This window comes from Capnocytophaga canis, from assembly GCF_043187445.1.
Taxonomy (GTDB): domain Bacteria; phylum Bacteroidota; class Bacteroidia; order Flavobacteriales; family Flavobacteriaceae; genus Capnocytophaga; species Capnocytophaga canis.
On record NZ_CP171121.1, the window covers coordinates 2,608,356 to 2,631,520 of the forward strand.

A 23,165-nucleotide genomic window follows, 5' to 3' on the forward strand; every position below is an offset into this window, starting at 1 on the left:
TTTATGATGGTACAAGAAACCGTAAGGGCGTATTGCAATACGCCCCTATGATGAAAAAATAAAAATGTTAATTTTTTTTGTTTCTCACGGAAAATGAATACCTTTGGTAGCGAAAACATCGTTTTTCAACATTGAATTTCTAACCAAAAAAACTAAAGCTATGAAGTATCATTTAGTACAAAAAGCAAATCCGCAAGATCGCAGTAAAAAGAAATTTTATGCCAATGCGGTAATTTCGAGTAAAGTAGAACAAAAGGATATCGCTAAAACGATTTCATCTAAATCGTCACTTACGGCTGGTGATATTGCCAACGTAATTCAAAATCTATTAGAAGAGCTTCCGAAAGAACTACTAAAAGGGAATAGCGTAAAGCTGGGCGATTTTGGAACATTCCGCATCTCGATTAGCAGTGAAGGCGTCGAAAACGAAAAAGATTTTAATGCTTCAATGATTAAGGACGTTCGCATTATCTTCACTCCAGGTGTGGAAATGAAAAAAGCCATTGAAGGAATTTCTTTTGAAAAATCGTAAAAAGAGGGTTTAAAATTTACGGCTGTATCTTTTGTACAGCCGTATTCTTTTTACGTAGTGGTCTTAAAAGTAATGTAAGAAAAGTTATAGTTTTTTTATTAATTTCAATTTAAAATTTTAATCTGTAATTTAATAACGTTTAAAAACTGAGTTATGGTTAAGAAATACTTTTTTTTAGGAATCCTTCTACTATTTGCTGTCATTGGCGTACATGGACAAAAGGCTACAGCCGAAACACCCCCTATGGGATTTATGACTTGGAACTATTTTGCTGAGAACATTTCTGAAAGTCAACTCAAAGAAGTTGTTGATGCAATGGTAAGTACAGGATTACGTGATGCTGGGTACAATTAAAAAATGAACAAGAATAAAATTCTACTACTTATACAATTGAAATTTTTATAAAAATTATTCATTAGAATTATTTCTAAGACACATTTTAAAATGTAGAAATAAAGAAAGAAATGATTTTTCATGTAACAATTTAAAATTTTTGTATACTAAAATAAATAAAACTTACGTCAAGAAAAAAAAATATTGACGTCAGGAAATTTTTAAAAATACATTTAGATATGGCGTTGTTCAATGCTGTACTAATAATTCAAGAGGGAAAGATGTACTACGCTACATCTCTGTAATAGAAAACAATATGTAAAGAAAACTTACCTCTGAACAAATCTGCCGATGTATTGAATTTACACTTCAGTATTCGGTGGAATACCATCATTTGGCAGGTAAATTTGCCGTGCCAAAAAAATGGAGGCAGTATTGTTTAATCAAGATTAATTTTTATCTTTGTGAACTTTAAATTTAAACACAGAATATGGCGTATTTTTATATTTTAGTTATAGCACAGTTAGTCAATGGTTTATTCTTTTGGAAAGGATACGAAAAGGCAGGTTACAAAGGATGGCAAGCCTTTGTTCCTTTTTACAATACGGTCATTTTTCTTAGGATTATAGAACGTCCATGGTGGTGGTTGTTCTTAGTGTATCTTCCTGTAATAGGGAATATTATGCTCATTGTGATGAACTATGAATGGTTGCATGTGTTTGGCTATCGCAAAAAACGTTACACGCTACTTTCGGTTTTGACTTTGGGTTTGTTTACTGCCTATGTAAGTTATACCGCTTTTTACGTAAAAAAAGACAATCAGGTTATCAAAAAGAATGTATCTTCGTGGATAAGTGCTACTCTATTTGCCGTAGTAGCAGCTTCAGGAATTCATACCTATTTCATTCAACCTTATATGATTCCGACTTCATCGCTGGAGAAAACATTGTTAGTAGGTGATTTTCTGTTTGTTAGCAAGTTCCACTACGGAGTTCGTGTACCGATGACACCACTTGCTCTACCGATGGTTCATGATTCAGTACCTGTATTAGGAGTAAAGTCATACTTCAGCAAACCGCAACTACCTTATTTGCGTTTACCTGCCTTGCAGAAGATTGAGCGTAATGATATTACGGTTTTTAACTGGCCTACGGACACGGTGAGTTTTTTCCGCGACCCGTCAAATATTCACGTTCATAAACCTATTGATAAAAGGTCGAATTACGTGAAACGAACTGTTGCTTTGCCTGGCGATGTGTTTGAGATTAAGGATGGAGACGTGCATATCAATGGTAAAAAAGAGATATACCCCGTAAGAGCTAAGTTACAGTCTTCCTACGTTGTTGAGGTGCAACCCAATAAAGGGGTTTTCGATAAATACAGTATGTACAAACAGTTCGGTGTGACGGATTACTTTTTCGAAATTCAGCCTAACGTATATGTTTTCTCCTCTTTAACAGAAGCAGTAGCCGAAACTCTACGTCAGAATCCAAATATTGTATCCGTGAGAAAACGAGTGGAAGAGGTCGGAAAATATAATCCATCGGTGTTTCCGCATTCCGAAAAATATCCATGGAATGAAGATCAATACGGTCCAATTACCATTCCTGCTGAGGGAGCTACAGTAGTTTTGTCAGCTGAAAATTTATCGTTGTACAAACGTATTATTGAAGAGTACGAAGGTAATAAACTTCGGATACAAGGAGAAGATGTTTATATAAACGACATAAAAACGAATTCCTATACCTTTAAACAGAATTATTACTGGATGATGGGAGATAATCGTCACAATTCCGAGGATAGCCGTTATTGGGGATTTGTACCTGAGGATCACGTGCTTGGAAAACCCGTCTTAGTTTGGATGAGTTTAGACAGAAACGCTTCGGGATTGGACAAAATCCGTTGGAATCGTTTGTTCACTACGGTCAATGGCGAAGGGGAACCTGTTTCATACAGATACTATGTGTTAGCAGCTCTTGGATTATGGTTGGCATATAGTTTATTAAGAAAGAAAAAGAAAAAATAATTTCATTAGAAAATGTTAGAAAGCGTACTTTTGCATCCTACTTATTTTCCGTCAATTGCTCAATTTTATTGGATATTGAACCGTCCGTGTGTGTTGGAGGTTTCGGACAACTATCAAAAGCAAACACTCCGAAATCGGGCATACATTTACGGTGCTAACGGAAAACAGGCTTTGAATTTACCTATAAAACATGTGGGAGGAGAAACAGGCAGACAATTGTTCAAAGATGTTAAAGTTGAAAACCATTTTCCTTGGCAGCGATTGCATTGGAAGAGCCTCGAAACGGCATATCGTACTTCTCCTTTTTTTGAATATTATGAAGATGATTTACGTCCAATTTTTGAAAAAAACTACACCTTTTTATTGGATGTGAATATGGATACTATCGAAACGGTGTTGGCTTGTTTGCAAACCGATATTAATTTTGATAAAACCGTTTCCTACGAAGCTACTCCAAAACATTTGAAGGATGCTCGGATTTTGACTAACGCTAAAAAAGAATTGCCTGTGGAAATGACGGAATATCATCAGATTTTTTCCGATAAACATGGATTTATTCCCAATTTATCTATTTTGGATTTGCTCTTCCACGAAGGGCCTAACACCCAAGATTATTTAGCAACTCAGATATATATAAACATATAACATAAATAACACAGAAAATGCGTTTTCCACAACCATATACACTCAAACAAATAGCAACAATTATCGGGACTTCCTTTGTGGGTGATGACAATTTCCCTGTTTTAGGGATGAATGAAATCCACGTGGTTCAAGCAGGGGACATCGTTTTTGTTGACCATCCGAAATACTATGATAAAGCCTTGCAATCAAATGCCACAGTGGTACTCATTAACAAAGAAGTAGAGTGTCCTAAAGGCAAAGCTCTGCTAATTTCAGACGATCCTTTTCGGGACTTTAACAAACTGACAGAGTTTTTTAAACCTTTCCTGAAATCTACCGCTTTGGTCTCGCCAACCGCTAAGATTGGAAAAAATACAATTATCCAGCACGGTGCTTTCATAGGAAATAACGTACAGATAGGCGATAATTGTGTAATTCATTCGAATGTAAGTATCTATGACGATTGTATTATTGGCAATAACGTAACGATTCATGCGGGAACCGTGTTGGGAGCCGATGCATTTTACTATAAAAAGCGTCCCGAAGGGTTCGATAAGTTGAAATCAGGCGGTCGTGTGGTTATCGAAGATAATGTTGATTTGGGAGCTTTGTGTACTATCGACCGCGGAGTTACAGGTGACACTACTATCAGAAAAGGAACAAAAATAGATAATCAAGTTCATGTAGGACATGATACTGTTATCGGTGAAAAATGTTTAATAGCTTCCCAGACAGGAATTGCGGGTTGTGTTGTTATAGAAAATGAGGTAACCATCTGGGGGCAGGTAGGTATGACCAGTGGAATTACTATTGGAGCCAAAGCAGTTATCTTGGCTCAAAGTGGTATCTCAAAATCGTTGGAAGGAGGCTTGACTTATTTTGGATATCCAGCCGAAGAAGCTCGAAAAAAATATAAAGAAATGGGAGCCTTACGCAGACTTATAACTCAGTAAATCAAAATGGAAGCACCAATAGTACATCTTAAAAATACATTTATTCAACAACGGTCAAGCGTGGTGTTGTCAGATGTGAATTTGACCATCAACAAAGGAGAGTTGGTCTATGTAATCGGAAAAACGGGAACGGGAAAGAGTAGTTTAATTAAACTTCTTTACGGCGATTTGCCTTTGCTTAAGGGTGAGGGGTATGTGGCAGGGTTTAACCTAAAAAAAATGCAAGAGTCCGACATCCCCTTGTTAAGACGTAAGTTGGGTGTCGTGTTCCAAGACTTTAAATTACTTTCAGACCGAAATGTATTCAATAATTTAGCTTTTGTTTTAAAAGCTACAGGTTGGAAGGACTCCAATAAAATTAAACAACGTATTGAGCGTGTGTTGGCAAAAGTGAAAATGGAAGATATGATTTTGAAATTTCCACACGAATTGTCCGGAGGAGAACAACAGCGCGTGGCAATAGCCAGAGCTTTACTCAATAATCCTGAACTTATTTTAGCAGATGAACCAACCGGGAACTTAGATCCCGAAACTAGTGTTGAGATTATGCAAGTATTGAAAGAAATCAATGCTTCGGGGCGTACTATTTTAATGGCAACTCATGACTACGCCTTGATTTTAAAGTTCCCATCAAAAACTTTGAAATGCGATGAATCCAAGCTTTTTGAGGTTATCCAAAGAACTGTTTAAAAGATTTTCTGAAAAATATTAATATTGCATTTATTTTCACCACGACTCCAACTGCCTACAGCGGAAGGTGTCATGCAAATGGAAATAATAAAATCAAGACAACTCAATGAAATTTTCACTAACTATTTTTGTACTATTCATTAGTTTTTTTTCATATTCCCAAACCAAAACTGACTATATTTCACCGTTGGACATTCCGCTGTTACTCTCAGGTAACTTTGGCGAGTTACGAGGAAGTCACTTCCATGCAGGGGTCGATTTCAAAACTCAAGGCAAAGAAGGATTGAAAATCTATGCTATCGAAGATGGGTACGTTTCTCGTATTAAAGTAGGGGCATATGGTTATGGTAAGGCTTTGTATGTCACACATCCCGATGGGAATACCAGCGTGTATGCTCACTTACAGAAATTTTCACCCGATATTGAAAAATATATTAAGAAAAGACAATACGCACGAAAATCGTTCGAAATAGAAGCCTATCCCAAAGCTATTGAGCTACCTGTGAAAAAAGGAGAATTAATTGCTTATGGAGGAAATACAGGTAGTAGTGGCGGGCCTCATTTGCATTTTGAAATCCGTGATTCGAGTGCCAGAGCCATGAACCCTTTGTTGTTTGGCTATGACATTTTAGATGAAATTCCACCCAGTGTGTATCAATTGGTAGGCTATTCTCTTGGGAGCGATTCTCAAATTGAGAAATCGCAATTGCCACGACAAATCAATATGACCAAACAATCGGACGGGTCGTACTTAGCAGATAAAATTACAGCCAGTGGTAGCATCGGTTTAGGAATACAATCTATTGATAAGCAGAACGACACTTATCACATTTGTGGAGTTTACCGTGTTACCTTGGAAATCAACGGAATTGTACATTTTCAATATGTTTTTGACAAATTGGATTTTACAGAAGCACGTTATATTAATGTTTTTTCCGATTACGAGCAGTATGTGGATAAAAAAACAAGAATCCAGTTGTTGTACAAAAAAGCCGGAAATCGTATTTCAACGATTTACCGAAATATAAAAAATAACGGACATATTGACGTTCAGGATGGTATGTCCTATTTGGCAACCATTTCAGTTGAAGACATTAAAGGTAATACCACTCGAATTGTCCTTCCTATCGAAGGGAAGCAACAGGAAATAATAGAGCCCAAACCCATTGCAGAAGGGAAATTATTAGTAGCTAAGCGTGACCAGTTCTACACTTTTGAAAATGGAAATGTTTATTTTCCTGAAAATACATTTTATGATGATTTTATGATACAAATCGATAGTAAAAATGACACCCTTTCGCTACATCATCCACGAGAAGCTGTACATAAGCAATTTACTTTGAATATTGAAAATAAGAAATTTACGGAAGAGGAAACTGCACAAGTGTTTATCGCTTACTTGAATGAGAAAAATCGACCTTCGGCAGAACGAACAACTTACAAAAATGGAGTTTTCACGGCAAAAACTCGTAATTTAGGACGATTTACCCTTATGAAAGATACCATTCCACCAACTGTAAGGCCCGTGAATTTCAAAAATAATGGATTGTTAAATGCTTCAACTTTAAAAGTGGAAATCAAGGACGATTTGAGTGGAATTGGGAGCTATTCGGCATCCCTTAACGGTGAGTGGATTTTGTTCGAGTATGACCCCAAAACACGGATGCTTACGTTTGATTTTTCGGACATAGAGGCAAAAAAAACAGATGCGTATAAGTTAGAAATGATTGTTAAAGATGGAGTAGGGAACGTCCAAAAGCTAAACGTCTCGTTCAAGAAAAAGTGACGAAGCCTATAAAAAAATAATTTTGCTACGCCTACCTTTTTTTAGGAAGACGTGATAACGGGAACATGTAAAAACTGAATTTTCGATACGAATAGAGGCGAAAAACTTTCGGAAAATTCAATCGTATATCGTTTAGAAAAACGGAAGTGATGTAAAAAGTATGATATCTTAAAAAAAGAGGATATTTCTGTCAGGCTGAGCGAAGTCGAAGCCCTGTAATGATGAGGCTTCGACTTCGCTCAGCCTGACAGTCAGAACTTCCATCATACTTTTTACAACACGACCAGAAAAACAACAACATTTTAAATATTTATAAATATGAAACAAATAATTTTTACAGAAAATGCACCCGCACCGATTGGGCCTTATAATCAAGCGATTTTGGCAGGAAACACATTGTATGTTTCAGGACAAATTCCTGTAAATCCAAAAACTAATGAAGTCGTTAAAGGCATTGAAGCAGCAACCACTCAAGTGATGGAAAACCTAAAAGCGGTTTTAGAACAAGCAGGAGCCACGTTTGAAAACGTGGTAAAGACGACCATTTTCCTTAGCGATATGGAGCAATTCGGACAAGTAAATGCTATTTACGGAAAATATTTTGACGAAAAAACAGCTCCAGCACGTGAAACAGTGCAAGTGGCAAACCTTCCTAAATATGTAGAGGTCGAAATCTCTTGCGTAGCCGTATTGTAAATTTGAGTAAATTTCTATATCCAAAAAAGCTGTCTATTTCTAGATAGCTTTTTTATTTATGTAAAATTTAACAACAAAAAAAATAAAAAATATTTGCATAGTTAAAAATAAAATTTACTTTTGCAGAAATTTTAAAATACCTATTAAGCTATGTATTGGACGTTAGAATTGGCATCTTACTTAAGCGATGCACCTTGGCCTGCAACTAAAGACGAGTTGATTGACTATGCAATTAGAACAGGAGCTCCTATGGAAGTTGTAGAAAATCTTCAATCGCTTGAAGATGAAGGGGATATGTACGAGTCTATCGAAGAGATATGGCCTGATTACCCATCTGAGGAGGACTATCTGTGGAATGAAGACGAGTATTAATGGAATTTGACAATAGAAAGAAGTCTCTTTTTTGAAAGAAGAGGCTTTTTTTGTTTATTGACTTTTTGTCAGTTTTAAAACTATTGGTATATTTGTTGCCTTGTAAAAGCGTTCTGAATCCTTGCTCAAAACAGATGAACCTTTATAATTATATAAAATATTTAAGATGTTAGTATTAAGCATTTTATTAGAAAGGCCTACTAACTCTAACCACTAAAATAACATATTAGAAATGAGTATTGTAAATTCACTGATTAAAATTTTTGTAGGTGATAAAGCAAAAAGAGATTTAAAGTCTATTCAGCCTATTGTAGAAAAAATAAAAACATATGCACAACAGTTGGAAGCTATTTCTAACGATGAATTACGTGCTAAAACAATTGAATTTAAACAAAAAATTCGTGACGCTCGAGCTGAGTTTGATGCTAAAATATTTGATTTACAACAGAAAGCAAATCAAACGGATGATATAGATGAAAAAGAAGATCTATATACCGAAATTGACAGTCTAAATGCAGAGGCCTATGAAATTTCAGAAAAGACTTTGGATGAGATTTTGCCTGAGGCTTTCGCTGTAGTAAAAGAAACTGCACGGCGTTTGGCAGGTAACCCCACTCTTACGGTTACGGCGACCCCTTATGACAGGGAACTTTCGGCTACTAAATCCTACGTAACAATCGAAGGTGATAATGCTGTTTGGCAAAACTCTTGGGATGCGGCAGGTAAGCAAGTTACCTGGGATATGGTGCATTATGACGTACAGCTTATCGGAGGGATTGCTCTGCATCAAGGAAAAATTGCAGAAATGCAAACAGGAGAGGGAAAAACTCTCGTAGCTACTTTACCGGTCTATTTGAACGCTTTAACGGGAAATGGAGTACACTTGGTAACCGTGAACGATTATTTGGCACGTAGGGATAGTGCTTGGATGGGGCCACTTTTTGAGTTCCATGGAATGCGTGTGGATTGTATTGACAATCATCGACCTAATTCACAGGAGCGTCGTAATGCCTATAATGCCGACATCACCTACGGAACTAATAACGAATTTGGTTTTGATTACTTGCGTGATAATATGGCACATACATCGGAAGATTTGGTGCAACGAGTTCATAATTATGCAATTGTCGATGAGGTAGATTCGGTGTTAGTAGATGATGCTCGTACTCCGTTAATTATATCAGGGCCAACGCCTAAAGGAGAGTTGCACGAGTTTAACGAATTGAAACCCTTAGTGTCGGATTTGGTGTCGAAACAACGTCAGTATTTGACAAAGGTTCTTGCCGACGCCCGTAAGCTCATTGCGGAAGGAAACACCAAAGAGGGAGGTTTTCTATTGCTTCGTGTGTATCGAGGATTGCCCAAAAATAAAGCACTTATTAAGTTTTTGAGTGAAGAAGGAGTTAAGCAATTACTTCAAAAAACCGAAAACTTCTATATGCAGGATAATAATCGCGAAATGCCAAAAGTAGATGAGGAATTGTATTTCGTGATTGATGAAAAAAATAATCAAATAGAGCTTACCGATAAAGGTTTTGCTGATATTTCTTTTGATGGGGATAAGAATTTCTTTGTACTGCCCGACATTAGCATTGAAATAGCAAAAATAGAAAAACAAGGTTTGCCTATTGAGGAAGAGGCAGCCTTAAAGGAAAAATTATTTCAGGATTTCAATGTAAAAAGTGAGCGTATTCACTCATTGAATCAGCTATTGAAAGCCTACACGTTATTTGAAAAAGACGTTGAATATGTGGTAATTGACAACAAGGTATTGATTGTTGATGAACAAACAGGGCGTATTATGGATGGTCGCCGTTATTCGGACGGGTTGCACCAAGCTATTGAAGCAAAAGAGAACGTAAAAATTGAGGCTGCAACGCAAACGTATGCTACCATTACCTTACAGAATTATTTCCGTATGTACAACAAGCTATCGGGAATGACGGGTACTGCAATTACGGAAGCTGGGGAATTTTGGGAGATTTATAAATTAGATGTAATGGAAATCCCTACCAACAGACCTATTGCTCGTAAGGATAAAAATGATTTGATTTATAAGACCAAACGTGAAAAATATAATGCTGTAATTGAGGAAGTTGCGCGTATTTCAGAAGCAGGTCGTCCTGTACTTATTGGTACTACTTCGGTAGAGGTTTCAGAACTTTTGAGCCGTATGCTTACCATGCGTAAAATCAAGCATAATGTTTTGAATGCTAAGTTGCATAAAAAAGAGGCTGAAATTGTAGCAGAAGCTGGACAGCCAGGGGTGGTGACTATTGCAACCAACATGGCAGGTCGAGGAACTGATATTAAGTTAACTCCAGAGGTAAAGGCTGCAGGAGGTTTGGCAATTATCGGTACAGAACGCCACGATTCACGTCGTGTGGATAGACAGCTTCGCGGTCGTTCGGGACGTCAAGGAGACCCTGGAAGTTCTTTGTTTTTCGTGTCATTAGAGGATAATTTGATGCGTTTGTTTGGTTCGGAACGCATTGCTAAATTTATGGATAAATTAGGACATAAAGAAGGTGATGTGATTGAGCATTCGTTAATGACTAAGCGTATCGAAGCAGCACAAAAGAAAGTAGAGGAAAACAATTTTGGTATTCGTAAGCGTTTGCTTGAATATGACGATGTGATGAATGCACAACGTGAGGTAATCTACAAACGCCGTCGTCACGCTTTGGAGGGAGAACGCCTTAAAGTGGACTTGGCGAATATGATTTATGATACTTGTAAAGTTATTGTAGAGCAAAATAAAGGAGGAAATAATTTCAAAAATTTTGAATACGAACTTATTCGATTTTTCTCTTTGAAATCTCAAATTACCGAATCTGAATTCGGAAAATCGTCTGTTAATGATTTGATTAATACACTTTACAAAGAAGTATTGATTCACTATCAAGAAAAGACAGAACGCAGTGCCGAAACAGCTTTTCCTGTGATAAAAAGTGTTTACGAAAATCCATCGAATACCTATGAACGTATCGTAGTGCCATTCACGGACGGACAAAAGGCAATGAACATCGTTACCGATTTGAAGGAGGCTTACGAAAGTAATGGCAAGAAATTAATCAGTGATTTTGAGAAAAATATCACTTTAGCTATCATTGATGAGGAATGGAAAACGCATTTACGTCGTATGGATGAACTTAAACAGTCGGTACAATTGGCTGTGCATGAGCAGAAAGATCCGTTACTTATCTATAAATTTGAGGCTTTCGAGCTTTTTAGTTCAATGATAGATAAAGTAAATAAGGAAATTATTTCATTTCTGTTCCGTGCCGAATTGCCTACGCAAAACACCCCGATTCAAGAGGAACAACGAGTACAACGTCAGCCTGAAAACTACCAAACATCGCGTGAAGAAGTGGCAAACCGTCAGCGAGAGGCAGGAGAGGCAGTGTCAAGACGTCCGCAAGTGGTGGAGACCATCGTACGTGAGCAACCAAAAATTAATAGAAATGAGCGTGTTACGGTGCAAAACATCCGTACGGGTGAACGTAAAGAAATGAAATATAAACAAGCAATTCCCCTCATTGAAAAAGGAGAATGGATTGTAGTTCCGAGTTAGTTAAGTTACTAAATGAAATTGAAAGGCTATCTGAACAGGTAGCCTTTCTATATAATCAACATATTATGAAAATAGCAATCATCAATGGGCCTAATCTGAATTTACTAGGAAAAAGAGAGCCTGAAATCTACGGAAGTGAAACTTTTGAACAATTTTTTGAAAAGTTGCAAAAGAAATATCCTTCCGTGCAACTAACTTATTATCAGAGCAATATAGAAGGAGAACTCATTGATAAAATTCATGAAATAGGTTTTGAATATGACGGAATAATCCTCAATGCAGGGGCTTATACGCATACGTCTATTGCTATTGCCGATGCTATCAAAGCAGTCACCACCCCTGTATTAGAAGTGCATATTTCCAACACCTATGCACGTGAAACTTTTCGTCATAAATCCTATATTTCGCCTGTGGCTAAGGGAGTTATATTAGGTTTGGGTTTGAAAAGTTATGAACTGGCATTGATAAATTTTCTATAAATCCGCTATTCGTTTTACAAATTACGAATTACGAATTACAAATTACGAGTTACAAATTACGAGTTACGAATTACGAATTACGGAAAAGCCTCGCCCCCGTAATTCGTAATTTTTCATTCGTAATTAACTATCGTACTTCGTAATTAACTATCGTACTTCGTAATTAACTATCGTACTTCGTAATTAACTTCGTAAATCGTAATTAACTATCGTACTTCGTAATTAACTTCGTAATTCGTAATTAACTATCGTACTTCGTAATTAACTTCGTAAATCGTAATTAACTATCGTACTTCGTAATTAACTTCGTAAATCGTAATTAACTATCGTAATTCGTAATTAACTTCGTACTTCGTAATTTTTCATTCGTAATTAATTAACCACCGTCCAGCCTTTTGCTCTAATAGCATTAAGTTGACTTTGAGAAAAGTCTTGATAGTTGTAATTGTTAAATTTTGCTTCTTCAGATGCTGAGCGTGTGGGCAAATCATCTACGATTTTTTGTTTGCTTGCAGGAGTTAGGTTGTTGTTTATGATAGTAATATGATTTAATTTTGTGTTTTTACTAATGTCTAAACTGGTAAATGGATTCCCTGAACAATGAAGTCCTGTTAAGTTCGTGTTTTTACTAATGTCTAAACTTGTTAGTTGATTGCCACCACATTCAAGAAAATCTAAATTTGTATTCTTGCTAATATCTAAACTTGTTAGTTGATTACCATGAAGATAAAGATATGTTAACGCTGTATTTTTGCTAACATCTAAACTTGTCAGTTGATTATACATACAACCGAGTTGTTCTAAGAGTACGTTGTTAGAGAGATTCAGATTGGTTAGTTGATTATTATGACAAGATAAGTCTCGTAACTTTGTATTTTTGCTGATATCCAAACTGGTTAGCTGATTATCATAACAGTAGAGACTCTCTAAATTTATATTTTTAGAAAGATCTAAACTGGTTAGCTTATTATACGTACATAAGAGATTCTCTAAATTTATATTTTTAGAAAGATCTAAACTGGTTAGTTGATTATACATACAGTAGAGACTCTCTAAATTTATATTTTTAGAAAGATCTAAACTGGTTAGTTGATTATAGTTACAGCTGAGACTCTCTAAATTTATATTTTTAGAAACATCTAAATTAGTTAATTGGTTTTTATGACAATTAAGAAGTAGTAAACCTGTATTTTTGCTAACATCTAAATTAGTCAGTTGACTTTCATAACATTCAAGTACCTCTAAATATGGATTTTTACTGATATCTAAATTTGTCAATTGATTTTCGCTACAATAAAATATGGTTATTTTTCCATAAATTGTTACTGTTTTTTCGGAAGTGTTTTGTTGCATGAGTGAATAAGGAATTGTGGTGTAAAAACTCGTTACATTTTCTCCCGTGTCTTTTTGTCCATTGTTGTTTAGGTCTATCCAAACACCGTTTTGGTCTTGAGGGTCAGCATTGATAACCAATTTAAGACTATTTGCGGTTGTTTTTAGTACCATTTTTGGGGTTTCTTCGTTGGTTACTTTTACAACGCAAGTGGCTGTTTTCCCGCCATCGGCAGAGGTTACAGTGATGTAGGCGGTTCCTGTTCCTACAGCGGTTACTTTTCCATTGGCATCCACAGTAGCAATGGAGGTGTTTCCGCTTGTCCACGTTACGGCTTTGTTAGTGGCGTTTGTAGGCAACACGTTTGCTGATAAATTATGGGTGTCTCCAAGGCTTAAAGTTAAGTTGCTTTCTGATAACTCAACAGCGGTTACTTGCACAATCGTACTACCCCCTCCTGTAGGTATAGGAAATATTCTATCTCGGTATTCGCTCCAAAACCAATTAGGGTCGTTTTTATAGGTGTCTACATAGGCTTGTGGCACATAAATAAACGGATTTTTGTTACCGTGTCCAAAAAGTGATAAACTATATAGAGCATGAGTTCGAGGTGGGGTAGGAGCTTTCACCGTAATTGAAACCAATGATGGGGTATCTGCAAATAGTCTTGGGCCTATGTTTTCTAAAGTTGCTGGTAAAACAATAGATTGCAACGATGAGCAACCTTCAAAAGCAGACGTTTCAATACGTTTCATTCCCTCGGCTATGGTTACTTTGTTTAATGCCGTACAGTTTTGAAAAGCCTCTTCTCCAATCATGTTCACATTTCCGTGAATTACTACTTCTTTTAGTCTTTGACAGTTTGCAAAGGCTCTACTGCTTATTATAGTCACGTTAGCTGGAATAATCACTTTTCCATCAGCAGGGATTTTTGTGCAATCCCATCCTGTTAATACACTTCCGGTAATACGTGCTCCGTCGGGTATCACCGAGTAAGCTGTCACCGTTACTTTACAGGTGGCTGTTTTAGAACCATCTTCGGTAGTAGCTGTAATATAAACAGTTCCAGAAGCAACGCCCGTTACTTTTCCGCTGGAACTAACAGTAGCAATGGAGGTGTTTCCACTTGTCCACGTTACGGTTTTGTTAGTGGCGTTTGTAGGTAACACATTAGCCGTTAGCTGTTGTTCTCCACCCACAGTTACTGTAGCGGTTCCGGGTTGTATGTTTATGCTTGTTACCTGAATTATAGGAGTCGTTACGCTTACTTTACAAGTAGCAGTTTTCCCGCCATCTTCGGTAGTAGCGGTAATATATACCGTTCCTGAAGCTACGCCTGTTACTTTTCCGTGATTATCCACTTTGGCTATTCCTGCGTTGGCAGTTGTCCAAGTTACTTTTTTATTGGTTGCATTCGTGGGGGATACCGTTGCAGTCAATTGGAGTTCGTCTCCTACTGGCAAGGTAATAGTTTCGGGTTGTATGCTTACATTTGTTACAGCTATTACGGATTCTACAGTTACTTTACAAGAAGCTTTTTTTCCTCCATCTTCGGTAGTAGCTGTGATGTATACTGTTCCTGAAGCAACGCCCGTTACTTTTCCGTTGGCAGTCACCGTAGCAATGGAAGGGTCAGCACTCGTCCAAGTTACTTTTTTGTTGGTTGCATTCGTAGGGGATACCGTAGCAGATAATTGACGTTGGTTTCCTATTGCTAAGACAATGCTTTCTGGCTGTATGCTTACGTTTGTTACAGCTACTATGTTTTTTTCTACAGTTACTCTGCACGATGCTTTTTTTCCGCCATCTTCTGTTGTAGCTGTAATGCTAACTACTCCTGCTGTAATAGCCGTTACCTTTCCATTTGCATCTACCGTAGCAATGGTTTTATCAGTAGTTGTCCAAGTTATTTTTTTGTTGGTTGCATTGGTAGGTGATACGGTAGCAACCAAAGTTTTGGTGTCACCCTCTAATAAGGTGATAGTTTCATTGTCCAAACTTACGTAGGCTACTGTAATCACTTTTTTGGATACGGTTACCTTACAAGAGGCTGTTTTCTTGCTATCTTCGGTAGTAGCTGTAATGTATACCGTTCCTGAAGCTACACCTGTTACTTTCCCCAAATCGTCCACGGTAGCAATAGCGGTATTAGCACTTGTCCAAGTTACTTTTTTATTGGTAGCATTGGCAGGTAAAACGATAGCCGTTAAACTGTAAGTATTGCCCTCCACCAACGTAATTTGCTCTTCCGAAAGGCTTACGCTCTCCACAGCAATGACTTTTGCTTCGACGGTCACTCGGCAAATTGCAGTCTTTTTCCCGCTTTCTGTAGTAACCACTACGGTAGCTGTACCCACTTTATGAGCGGTTAGTAACCCTCCTTCGTTTATGGTGACAACAGCCTCATTTTCACTTGTCCAATGAATGTTTTTGTTGGTAGCATCGGCAGGCAGTACGGTGGCTGTTAAAGAATAGGTATTTCCTTCCACTAACGTAATTTGCTCTTCCGATAGGCGTACGCTTTCCACTTCAATAATTTTTGCCTCAACAGTAACCTCACAGAGAGCTGTTTTCGCTCCATCTTCGCTGGTTGCCGTAATGGTCACGACTCCCGCCTTAAGAGCCGTTAGCTCTCCCATTTCATTTACCGTAGCAATCGTGCTATCCGCAGAACTCCACATAACTTTTGGGTTAGTAGCCTCAGCGGGTAATACCGTAGTGGTTAAAGAGTGCGTATTCCCCTCAGTGAGAGTTAGTTTTTCAGGGGAAATACTCACCGAAACTACATGGATAAAACGTGGGGCGACGGTTACCTTACATACGGCGGTTTTTTCTCCATCTTCGGTAGTTACTGTGATTTCAACCGTACCTGGTTTCAGTGCTGTAATCAGCCCTTTGGCATCAACTGTAGCTACATCGGTGTTGCTACTTTCCCAGCTGACACTTGCGTTGGTAGCATCTTCAGGAAGAACTATTACTGACAGTTTGTGGTTGTCCCCTTCCGTCAATTCCAATTCATTTTTCTCTAACGTAACACTCGTTACGTGAATGATAGGCTCTTCTTTAATACAAGCCAAAAGTAAAACTAAAGCAACCACACTGGTCACTACCCATTTTCCAATCTTTGTATTCATAACTATCAAATTTGATTTACTATTTTAAAAATATTTCCTTAATGTTTTACAGTTTTTTGAGTATGTTAATCATCAGTTTCTGTTTCAAATCGCACAACAAAATAACAGAATTTGGTAAATAACTACAATTGTTAACGTTTGTTAAATGTTAAAATATTGAACCTAAAATACTGTTTTATGCATGAACGGTCGAAAATCGTACCTGAACTGTCAATTTATTAACATTTCTTTAAGTGTTAAATTTAGAAGGATAATAAGTTAATTACGAATTACGGGATTTAAATTTCGTAATTCGTAATTTAAAATTCGTAATTAACCTAGCCTCTTGGCACAGTATTTGACCTCTTCAAAATGTTTAAAAATTGTAAATATAATGCTATGAAGTACAAATATCTTTTTTCCGGTGTTAGCATTTTGATGAGTGTAGTTTCTCATGCACAATCGATGCTTCCTAAAATGAAAATTGCAAGTCAGCAAAATGCAAATCCTATGGAATTGCAAGAGTTGCACACTGACATTTACGTTGTAGGGCAAACAGTGATTACCACTATGGAAATGGTGTTCTATAATCCTAACGATCGGGTGATGGAAGGTGAATTTGAGTTTCCTCTCGGAGCAGGACAAGTGGTTTCTCGTTTTGCCTTGGACATCAACGGAAAGTTACGTGAAGGCGTAGTAGTGGATAAAAAACAAGGACGTGTAGCCTTTGAAAATATTGTCAGACGTGGTGTTGACCCCGGTTTATTGGAAAAAACCGAAGGAAACAATTTCAAAGCACGTGTTTATCCCATACCTGCAAAGGGTTCTCGACGTATTTTGATTGCTTTTGAACAAGAATTAAGTCATAGAAATGGAAAAGATTTTTATTTTCTCCCCGTAAAAAGTGATTTTACACTGAAAAAATTCAGTTTGAAGGCTGAAGTTGTGTCACGAGAAGTAAAAACAGAAGATGATGGAGTGGAATTATCATTCAAAAATTGGCGAAATTCGTATATTTCAGAATTGACAAAAACGGATTATAGGCTTAATAAAAACATCACTTTAATATTTCCAAAAATAGAAAAACAGCAGATTTTTGCTTCTACAGAAAACCAAAAAACGTACTTTTATGGAAGTATTTTACCTGAAAAAGAGATAATTAACAACAAATCGTTTCCCAAAAAAATTGGATTACTTTGGGATATTTCAGCTTCAAGTGAGGAACGTGATTTTGATAAAGAATATCAGTTGTTAGATGCCTATTTTAAAACCATAAAAAATGTTGATGTTGAGCTAATTACATTTAATATTCGTGCTAATGTTCCTAAAAAATTTAGTATTAAAAATGGAGATTGGTCAGCGTTAAATTCTTATTTGAAAAAACAAACTTATGATGGAGCTACTTATGTTAATCCATTGGAAATTAAGGATTCAAGTGATGAGTATTTGGTGTTCACGGACGGAATTTTCAATTTTGGAGAGGAAAAAGATTTGAAATTATTGACTGCTATTATCCAAAAACCTGTGTATGTAATCAATTCAAAATCAGTAGCAAATACTGATAAAATGCAATATATAAGCAATCAGACAGGTGGAAATTTTATCAATTTATCACAACAAACAGTTGAAAATTCTTTGGAAAAATTACTAAAACCAACATTTCGTTTGATTGAGGCAAAAGTGAAGTCAGGAAAAGTGTCGGATGTATATCCACAAGTAGGAAGTCCAATCACAGAGAACTATTTTTCATTTGCAGGGCAATTGCAATCGGATAAAGCAGAGTTGGAGTTTTCTTTCGGATATGGAAATAAAATCACTGAAAGTAAAATAGTTACCGTTCAGAAAAATATGGATTCTTCCGAAAAAGAATTTAAGCAGTTAGAACGTTTTTGGGCAGGGAAGAAAATCGCACAAATGAGGTCAGAAGCTGAAAATCAGGATAAAATAGATGCCGTTGGGAAAGAGTTTGGTATTGTAACTGAAGGAACATCGCTCATTGTTTTGGAACTTTTATCGGATTATGTTGCCAATAGAATCGTTCCTCCAACAGAACTGCAAAAAGATTATTTTGAAGCCGTTGCTCGGGAAGATAAATACGCTAAGGAGGAAGAAAATCGCAAAAAATCTCACAAAAAAGACAAAATTGAGGAGGTTATTGCGATGTCAAAAGCTCAAAGTGAGTGGTGGAACACGAGTTTTCCAATTAGTGTTGAGGAAAAAAACGGAAAGGGAGAGATTCCACCCCCATCGCCACCTGCATCTGCAATTGAGGAAGTTGTGGTAATATCTGCTACTCATTCAGATAGGAGAGAAGTGGCAGTAGAAGAAATAGCTTTTATGGAAGAAGCCGAAGTAGCGTCCGAAATGAAAGAGATGGTTGCGATGACCGGTGGAGTAAACAAAAAAATGACTGAAAAAACAAACGTTAATCAAACTAAAAATATTGGTATTCAGTTAAATACTTGGAATCCTGATACACCATATCAAAAAGTGTTGGAATATACCGATGAAGGAAAAGCCTATGAGACTTATTTGAAATTAAAGCAAGAATATGGTAAAACACCTGCTTTTTACGTTGATGCTGCTGATTATTTCTTCAAAAAAGGAAAAAGCGAAACTGCAACTTTGATACTTTCAAACTTAGCGGAACTCAACTTAGAAGAAGCTCAAATTTTGCGAGTTTTGGGATATAAATTATTAGAGTACAAAAATCCAAAATTGGCCATATTGATATTTCAAAAAGTCTTGAAAATGAGAGAAGAAGAGCCTCAATCGTTCCGTGATTTAGGTTTGGCATTGGCTCAAGATAAACAGTATAACAAAGCTGTTGAAACGCTTTATAAAGTTGTTACCGAAGTATGGAATAGTCGTTTTTATGGTATCGAACTTATTGCAATGAACGAAATTAATAACATTGTTAATACGCAAAAAAATGTAAAAACGTCCTTTATAGACAAGCGATTACTGAAAAATGAACCAGTTGATGTACGTGTTGTACTTACTTGGGATACAGATAGTTCCGATATGGATTTATGGGTAACCGACCCTAAAAAAGAAAAATGCTATTATTCAAACGACCTGACGGAGTATGGAGGGAAAATATCAAATGATTTTACAGGAGGCTATGGACCAGAGGAATTTATGATAAGAAAAGCAATTGATGGTCAATATGAAATTCAGGTACAATATTACGGAAATTATTCACAAAAACAATTGTTCCCAGTAAGTCTTCGTTTAGAATTTTTCACCAATTATGGTTCCAGAAATCAGAAAAAACAAGAAGTTGTCATTCGGCTTACTAATAATAAAGAAGTTATTGATGTAGGAAAGTTTATTTATAAAAAGTAATTCATTTGGAAAAATTGTAGGGGGTATATAAGAAGAAGTTGAAAATTTCATTCAAATAAAAAGCCTCTGTTTGACCTTGGTGATGTTATAAAAAGTCTTCAAAAACTTTTATGTATTGCTATTGATAGGTTAAACAGAGGCTATTATTATGCTATCGTTTCCATCCATTGGCATCAAAGGAATTCTTTTTCCAATACCACATCATTAAAAATCCAATCAACGCACCTCCAACATGTGCGAAATGTGCGATATTACCACCGAAAATAGAGAATCCTGTAACACCTGAGAATAAATCTATTCCCACCAAAATAGGAATGAAATATTTAGCTTTTATCGGATACGGAATGAAAATCATCATGAGTTTGGCATCAGGGAACATCATCCCAAAGGCAACTAAAATCCCGTAAATTGCTCCTGAAGCTCCCACAGCTGGTGTAAAATAGGAACTCATCATATCGTTAAACGTACTTTTAGGAATAATATGCTCCCAAGCTGTGTTGTACTTACCTTCGGCTAATACACTTTTCACCATTTCGGGCGTAAAACCATTATCAGCTAAGGCTTGTAATCCTTCCTGAAAATAGTAGTAATTCACTCCTGAATGTATTAACGCTGAACCTACGCCACACGAGAAATAGAAAAACAAAAATTTTTGTTGTCCCCAAATCTTTTCTAACGGACTGCCAAATGCCCAAAGTGCATACATATTGAAAAATAAGTGCATTAGTCCGCCGTGCATGAACATATATGTTACATACTGCCACCATTTGAAATTAGGATTTTCAAAAAAGTAGATTGCAGCATTTTCTGCGAGATTTATGTTAGGAATCAAATTGTATTCGGCAATGAAAAATACAATAACATTTATGATTATTAAGTGTTTGATTATTTGTGTGATACGTTCCATGAAATATATTATAGATTAAAAATATTTATCAATTTCATTAAGTGAAAGATGGCTATACACTCGCTTTCCAAGTGGCGAAATTAAACTTTCTTTACAAGCAAACAAATTATTTAACAAAGTTTCTTGCTCCTGTTCCGTTAGGTTTTGTCCTGTTTTTATGGCTAAACTACGGCTAAGACTTTGTGCAAAAGCCTCTTTTTGAGAGTTTTCGTTTGTAGGTAGGTTTTCAATGTGTTGCTGAATGAGTTCTTGAAATACGTTGGGAATATCGCTGTCCGAAATATGTAGAGGAACTCCATTTATTTGTATTTTATCTTCTTGAATATCAATAATAAAACCAATATTTTCAAATAATTCTTTTAATCTTTTAACCACATCAAGTTCCTCCCTTGAAAAAGATAATTCCAGAGGGAACATTAGTTGTTGACTTGCTGTACTTGTTGATTTTAAGGTTTTCAGAAAATCTTCATACAAAATCCGCTGATGCGCTCGGTTTATATTAACGATAATTAGTTCATTATGCAACGTTGTTACAAGGTATTTCTTTCCTATTGACAGTATATTTTTTCCTATTTGCGGTGACAACGGTTCTACATCAAAGAGTTTACTCTCAATTACTTGTGGTTCAAAGCTATTCAAATCAGATTCGATACCTATATACAGACTTTCCCACGAGCTTTGTTTTTTAGGGTGCGAAGAAAAGTTCTGTCCATTTCCCGAATTTCGGTTGTTTTGAGTTTCTTCTTTAAAAGGATTAAAATTAGGATCTATTTCAATTTTTGGAAAAACAGGTTCCTTATCCTTATAGCTATAAGGAATGTCGAAAGTCGTGTCTCGATTAAAATCAAGTACTGGAGCTATATTAAATTGTCCTAAACTGTGTTTTACTGCCGACTTGAGGAGAGCGTAAATGCTGTGTTCGTCCTCAAATTTTACCTCAGTTTTAGTTGGGTGAATATTGATGTCTATGGTTGAAGGGTTAACTTCCAATCGAATGAAATATTCAGCCTGTTGTTGGCTGTTAATAAGTCCTTCGTAGGCCACCGTAATAGCGTGATTTAGATATCTATTTTTTACAAAACGATTGTTTACCATTAAAAATTGCAGGGATTTCGTTTTAGCTATGTACTCAGGTTTCACCACGAAACCGCTTATTTTCAAAATGGGGGTTTCCTCCTCAATAGGTACTAATTTTTCATTTGTTTTTCCACCAAAAAGGTGTACGATACGTTGTCTAAAATTTGTGATAGGTAAGTTAAATAGCTCATTCCCATTGTTGTAAAAGTGAAAATGGATATTTGGATGAGCCAATGCTACACGATGAAATTCATCTAATATATGTCGTAATTCTACGGTGTCCGATTTGAGAAAATTTCGTCGAGCAGGGATGTTAAAAAACAAATTTTTCATTGAAATAGAAGTACCATCAGCTGTAACACATGGTTCTTGATAAGTTATCTTGCTTCCTTCTATCCGAAGTTCTGTTCCTAATTCATCCGTAGGTCGTTTAGTGATAAGTTCTACATGAGCAATTGCCGCTATGGAGGCTAATGCCTCCCCTCGGAATCCTTTTGTTTGCAATTGGAATAAATCTTCCGCTTTTTGAATTTTGGAGGTAGCATGTCGTTCAAATGCAAGTCGGGCATCTGTTACGCTCATTCCTATGCCATTGTCAATGACTTGGATAAGAGTTTTTCCTGCATCCTTAACGATGAGTTTTATGTTAGTAGCCTTGGCGTCAATCGCATTTTCAAGTAATTCTTTCACTGCAGAGGCAGGTCGCTGAATTACTTCTCCTGCTGCAATTTGATTGGCAACGTGATCGGGTAATAAACGAATTATATCGGTCATTTTTATTTTAGGAATCGTTTTCTTGGTAGTCTGTGGGATTGTATATATCAAGCTATATTTTTTAATCTATTTCCTATCAGGCTGATTTTTTTATATATTAGCTCCTTTTAAATATAGATAGATCAAAATCAAGTATATACAATGCTAAAAATAGTAAAATCGCTAACACAATTAGAAAAGTTTTGTTGATTTCTACGTTTTTGGTATTTCGACTGTTAGCACGGACATCTCGCCATTGAGCAGTGAAGTGATTGGTCTGTGTTTCGCGATCTTTTCGGATACGAGAGTCTAAATCATAGATGTTTCCTTTTTCTTTTCCATCATAATAGCGAGGAGTGTAATTGTATTTTTTATTTTTTGGTAAGGAGAATAATTTAAATTTCATAACAATTTATTTTTCAGATAGATATAAAATAGTACATCTTAGTTTTTACGTTTCTTTATGAAAAAGACATCAATGGGTAATGCAAAGATAGTCATTTTTTTTAGCATAAAACTATTTTTTCAGTTTTGGTTCTTAATTTTTTTTCATATTTTCGCACCAAAAC

General features: G+C 36.3%; 16 protein-coding genes. 12 read left to right on the plus strand and 4 right to left on the minus strand.

Annotation, left to right across the window (positions count from 1 at the left end; genetic code table 11):
• The first annotated feature begins 160 nt into the window (after positions 1-160).
• From ACF3OB_RS11090 to aroQ, 11 genes are all read left to right on the plus strand, one after another.
• Complete coding sequence (locus tag ACF3OB_RS11090; protein WP_042010485.1) at positions 161-532, plus strand: HU family DNA-binding protein; 372 nt, start codon at positions 161-163, stop codon at positions 530-532.
• A 153-nt stretch (positions 533-685) separates the two neighbouring features.
• Positions 686-886, plus strand: coding sequence for a hypothetical protein (locus tag ACF3OB_RS11095; RefSeq protein ID WP_042010462.1), 201 nt, complete (start codon positions 686-688; stop codon positions 884-886).
• A 469-nt stretch (positions 887-1,355) separates the two neighbouring features.
• Positions 1,356-2,891 carry a signal peptidase I gene (lepB, locus tag ACF3OB_RS11100; RefSeq protein ID WP_392447747.1) on the plus strand — a complete coding sequence of 512 codons (1,536 nt, stop codon included), beginning with the start codon at positions 1,356-1,358 and terminating at the stop codon, positions 2,889-2,891.
• A gap of 12 nt (positions 2,892-2,903) precedes the next feature.
• Positions 2,904-3,536: a WbqC family protein gene (locus ACF3OB_RS11105; RefSeq protein WP_042010466.1), complete on the plus strand. Its 633-nt coding sequence runs from the start codon at positions 2,904-2,906 to the stop codon at positions 3,534-3,536.
• 17 nt (positions 3,537-3,553) lie between these two features.
• Positions 3,554-4,468 carry a UDP-3-O-(3-hydroxymyristoyl)glucosamine N-acyltransferase gene (gene lpxD, locus ACF3OB_RS11110; protein WP_042010469.1) on the plus strand — a complete coding sequence of 305 codons (915 nt, stop codon included), beginning with the start codon at positions 3,554-3,556 and terminating at the stop codon, positions 4,466-4,468.
• A gap of 6 nt (positions 4,469-4,474) precedes the next feature.
• Positions 4,475-5,158 (plus strand): cell division ATP-binding protein FtsE, encoded by a 684-nt coding sequence (locus ACF3OB_RS11115; protein WP_042010471.1) that lies wholly within the window; start codon positions 4,475-4,477, stop codon positions 5,156-5,158.
• A 106-nt stretch (positions 5,159-5,264) separates the two neighbouring features.
• The gene (locus tag ACF3OB_RS11120; RefSeq protein ID WP_232751826.1) at positions 5,265-6,944 is read left to right on the plus strand and encodes a M23 family metallopeptidase; all 1,680 of its coding nucleotides are present in this window, start codon (positions 5,265-5,267) and stop codon (positions 6,942-6,944) included.
• A 318-nt stretch (positions 6,945-7,262) separates the two neighbouring features.
• Positions 7,263-7,640, plus strand: coding sequence for a RidA family protein (locus ACF3OB_RS11125; RefSeq protein WP_042010475.1), 378 nt, complete (start codon positions 7,263-7,265; stop codon positions 7,638-7,640).
• A 150-nt stretch (positions 7,641-7,790) separates the two neighbouring features.
• The gene (locus ACF3OB_RS11130) at positions 7,791-8,012 is read left to right on the plus strand and encodes a DUF2795 domain-containing protein (protein ID WP_042010477.1); all 222 of its coding nucleotides are present in this window, start codon (positions 7,791-7,793) and stop codon (positions 8,010-8,012) included.
• Positions 8,013-8,244: 232 nt separating this feature from the next.
• Entirely contained in the window at positions 8,245-11,586 is a 3,342-nt protein-coding gene (secA, locus tag ACF3OB_RS11135; protein ID WP_392447749.1) for a preprotein translocase subunit SecA, read from the plus strand.
• Positions 11,587-11,651: 65 nt separating this feature from the next.
• Positions 11,652-12,065 carry a type II 3-dehydroquinate dehydratase gene (gene aroQ, locus ACF3OB_RS11140; protein WP_042010482.1) on the plus strand — a complete coding sequence of 138 codons (414 nt, stop codon included), beginning with the start codon at positions 11,652-11,654 and terminating at the stop codon, positions 12,063-12,065.
• Between the two features lie 372 nt (positions 12,066-12,437).
• On the opposite strand, the gene ACF3OB_RS11145 is transcribed toward aroQ, so the two are convergent.
• Entirely contained in the window at positions 12,438-16,532 is a 4,095-nt protein-coding gene (locus ACF3OB_RS11145; RefSeq protein ID WP_392447751.1) for an Ig-like domain-containing protein, read from the minus strand.
• A gap of 378 nt (positions 16,533-16,910) precedes the next feature.
• Between ACF3OB_RS11145 and ACF3OB_RS11150 the strand changes: the two genes are divergently transcribed.
• Positions 16,911-19,859, plus strand: coding sequence for a VIT domain-containing protein (locus tag ACF3OB_RS11150; RefSeq protein WP_392447753.1), 2,949 nt, complete (start codon positions 16,911-16,913; stop codon positions 19,857-19,859).
• A 151-nt stretch (positions 19,860-20,010) separates the two neighbouring features.
• Here ACF3OB_RS11150 and ACF3OB_RS11155 read toward each other — a convergent pair whose 3' ends face one another.
• The 3 genes from ACF3OB_RS11155 to ACF3OB_RS11165 form a co-directional block, all read right to left on the minus strand.
• Positions 20,011-20,766, minus strand: a complete 756-nt coding sequence (locus ACF3OB_RS11155; protein WP_392447755.1) for a rhomboid family intramembrane serine protease — start codon at positions 20,764-20,766, stop codon at positions 20,011-20,013.
• A 15-nt stretch (positions 20,767-20,781) separates the two neighbouring features.
• A complete protein-coding gene (gene mutL, locus ACF3OB_RS11160; RefSeq protein ID WP_392447757.1) occupies positions 20,782-22,617 on the minus strand; it encodes a DNA mismatch repair endonuclease MutL in 1,836 nt (611 codons plus the stop codon).
• A 97-nt stretch (positions 22,618-22,714) separates the two neighbouring features.
• Positions 22,715-23,002: a hypothetical protein gene (locus ACF3OB_RS11165; protein WP_042345328.1), complete on the minus strand. Its 288-nt coding sequence runs from the start codon at positions 23,000-23,002 to the stop codon at positions 22,715-22,717.
• Positions 23,003-23,165: the final 163 nt, after the last annotated feature.

Coding starts and splice junctions, on each gene's coding strand:
- ACF3OB_RS11090 (WP_042010485.1), top strand. CDS start 161: ATGAAGTATCATTTAGTACAAAAAGCAAATCCGCAAGATCGCAGTAAA.
- ACF3OB_RS11095 (WP_042010462.1), top strand. CDS start 686: ATGGTTAAGAAATACTTTTTTTTAGGAATCCTTCTACTATTTGCTGTC.
- lepB (WP_392447747.1), top strand. CDS start 1,356: ATGGCGTATTTTTATATTTTAGTTATAGCACAGTTAGTCAATGGTTTA.
- ACF3OB_RS11105 (WP_042010466.1), top strand. CDS start 2,904: ATGTTAGAAAGCGTACTTTTGCATCCTACTTATTTTCCGTCAATTGCT.
- lpxD (WP_042010469.1), top strand. CDS start 3,554: ATGCGTTTTCCACAACCATATACACTCAAACAAATAGCAACAATTATC.
- ACF3OB_RS11115 (WP_042010471.1), top strand. CDS start 4,475: ATGGAAGCACCAATAGTACATCTTAAAAATACATTTATTCAACAACGG.
- ACF3OB_RS11120 (WP_232751826.1), top strand. CDS start 5,265: ATGAAATTTTCACTAACTATTTTTGTACTATTCATTAGTTTTTTTTCA.
- ACF3OB_RS11125 (WP_042010475.1), top strand. CDS start 7,263: ATGAAACAAATAATTTTTACAGAAAATGCACCCGCACCGATTGGGCCT.
- ACF3OB_RS11130 (WP_042010477.1), top strand. CDS start 7,791: ATGTATTGGACGTTAGAATTGGCATCTTACTTAAGCGATGCACCTTGG.
- secA (WP_392447749.1), top strand. CDS start 8,245: ATGAGTATTGTAAATTCACTGATTAAAATTTTTGTAGGTGATAAAGCA.
- aroQ (WP_042010482.1), top strand. CDS start 11,652: ATGAAAATAGCAATCATCAATGGGCCTAATCTGAATTTACTAGGAAAA.
- ACF3OB_RS11145 (WP_392447751.1), bottom strand. CDS start 16,532: ATGAATACAAAGATTGGAAAATGGGTAGTGACCAGTGTGGTTGCTTTA.
- ACF3OB_RS11150 (WP_392447753.1), top strand. CDS start 16,911: ATGAAGTACAAATATCTTTTTTCCGGTGTTAGCATTTTGATGAGTGTA.
- ACF3OB_RS11155 (WP_392447755.1), bottom strand. CDS start 20,766: ATGGAACGTATCACACAAATAATCAAACACTTAATAATCATAAATGTT.
- mutL (WP_392447757.1), bottom strand. CDS start 22,617: ATGACCGATATAATTCGTTTATTACCCGATCACGTTGCCAATCAAATT.
- ACF3OB_RS11165 (WP_042345328.1), bottom strand. CDS start 23,002: ATGAAATTTAAATTATTCTCCTTACCAAAAAATAAAAAATACAATTAC.